Source organism: Nocardioides sp. (assembly GCF_034670285.1).
Classification (GTDB): Bacteria; Actinomycetota; Actinomycetes; order Propionibacteriales; family Nocardioidaceae; genus Nocardioides.
In genome coordinates this window covers 1-1,866 of sequence record NZ_JAXMNS010000547.1, presented here as the reverse complement: position 1 = coordinate 1,866, position 1,866 = coordinate 1, and the positions used below count along the sequence as shown (strand labels likewise).

Genomic DNA, 1,866 nt, shown 5'->3' with positions numbered 1-1,866 from the left:
CACCGAGATCCCGCGCACCAAGCGGGCCGAGGGCCAGTGGGCCCTGGGCTACACCGAGCCGCTGAACAAGAACGAGCAGTCCAAGAAGGACGACGACCCGCTCAACGTCCGCGACCGGATTCGTTACACCTACTCCAAGCGCGGCTTCGCCTCGATCGACCCGGCCGACCTGCGGGGCCGTTTCCGCTGGATGGGTCTCTACACCCAGCGCGCTCCTGGCTTCGACGGCGGCAAGACCGCCACGGTCCCTGAGGAGGAGCTCGATGCGGAGCACTTCATGCTCCGGGTCCGCTCCGACGGCCAGCTGCTGAGCCACGCCGCCGTGCGGGCCCTGGGCACGATCGGGATCGACTTCGGCCGCGACACCGCCGACGTCACCGACCGGGCCAACATCCAGTACCACTGGATCCGCATCGAGGACGTCCCGGAGATCTGGGACCGCCTCGACGCCGCGGGGCTCAGCAGCCTCGAGGCCTGCGGCGACTCCCCACGCCCGTTCCTCGGCTCACCGGTCGCCGGAGTCGCGAAGGACGAGATCATCGACGGCTCCCCTGCCCTGCAGGAGATCTTCGACCGCTTCATCGGCGACCCGGCCTTCTCCAACTTCCCCCGCAAGTTCAAGACCGCGCTCACCGGTCACCCGAGCCACGATGTCTCCCCCGAGACCAACGACGTCTCCTTCGTCGCCACCGTGCACCCCGAGAACGGGCCCGGCTTCGACTGCTGGGTCGGCGGCGGGCTGTCGACCAACCCGATGCTGGCCCAGAAGATGGGCGTGTGGATCCCGCTCGACGAGGTTGCCGACGTGTGGGAGGCCGTGGCCTCGGTCTTCCGTGACTACGGCTACCGCAGGCTGCGCTCGCGTGCTCGGCTGAAGTTCCTCGTCGCCGACTGGGGCATCGAGAAGTTCCGCGAGGTCGTCGAGAAGGAGTACCTCGGTCGCGCCCTGGTCTCGTGCGACTCCCCTGCCTCGCCCACCGGGCACCGTGACCACATCGGCGTCCACGAGCAGAACGACGGCAAGTTCTACGTCGGCGTGGCCCCGGTCGCCGGACGGATCTCCGGCACCCTGCTGGTGCAGCTCGCCGACACCATCGAGGAGTTCGGCCTCGCCGGCGCCCGCCTCACGCCGTACCAGAAGATCGTGCTGATCGGTGCCGACGCGGACCGCGTGGAGGCACTCGTGGCCCGCCTCGACGAGATCGGGCTCTCAGCCCGCCCGTCGCAGTGGCGCCGCAACACGATGGCCTGCACGGGCATCGAGTTCTGCAAGCTCGCGATCGTCGACACCAAGGAGCGCGCCCGCGACCTCGTCACCGAGCTCGAGAAGCGTTTCCCCGACCTGGACAGCCCCATCACCGTCAACGTCAACGGTTGCCCCAACGCCTGCGCGCGCACGCAGGTCGCCGACATCGGGCTCAAGGGTCAGCTCGTGCTGCACGAGGGCGAGCAGGTGGAGGGTTTCCAGGTGCACCTCGGCGGTGCCACCGGTCTCCAGGCCAACTTCGGCCGCAAGCTGCGCGCCCACAAGGTCACCAGTGCCGGGCTCGACGACTACGTCACCTCGGTGGTCACCAACTACCTCGCCGACCGCGGCGATGCGACGGAGAGCTTCACGACCTGGGTGGCCCGGGCCGACGAGGAGCTGCTGCGTGGCGACAAGACCCTGGTGCCGCAGTGAGCGAGCGCGGCGTCCCCTTCCACTGCCCCTTCTGCGGCGAGCAGGACCTGTGGCCCCACGAGGTCACAGCTGAGAACGGCGAGGTCACCTCGCCGCACGGTGCGTGGGAGTGCCGCGGGTGCCGTCGCGCGTTCTCGTTGAAGATGCTGGGGATCCTGCGCCGCGACGGCGAGGGCCTGCGATGA

The 1,866-nt window shown here is 69.2% G+C and carries 2 protein-coding genes; both read left to right on the top strand.

What is annotated here, in order from left to right; translation table 11 throughout:
• On the top strand, positions 1–1,681 hold a 1,681-nt coding region (locus tag VOI19_RS18870; RefSeq protein ID WP_323794474.1), incomplete at its 5' end, for a nitrite/sulfite reductase.
• Positions 1,678–1,866, top strand: coding sequence for a hypothetical protein (locus VOI19_RS18865; RefSeq protein WP_323794473.1), 189 nt, complete (start codon positions 1,678–1,680; stop codon positions 1,864–1,866). The genes VOI19_RS18870 and VOI19_RS18865, both read left to right, overlap by 4 nt.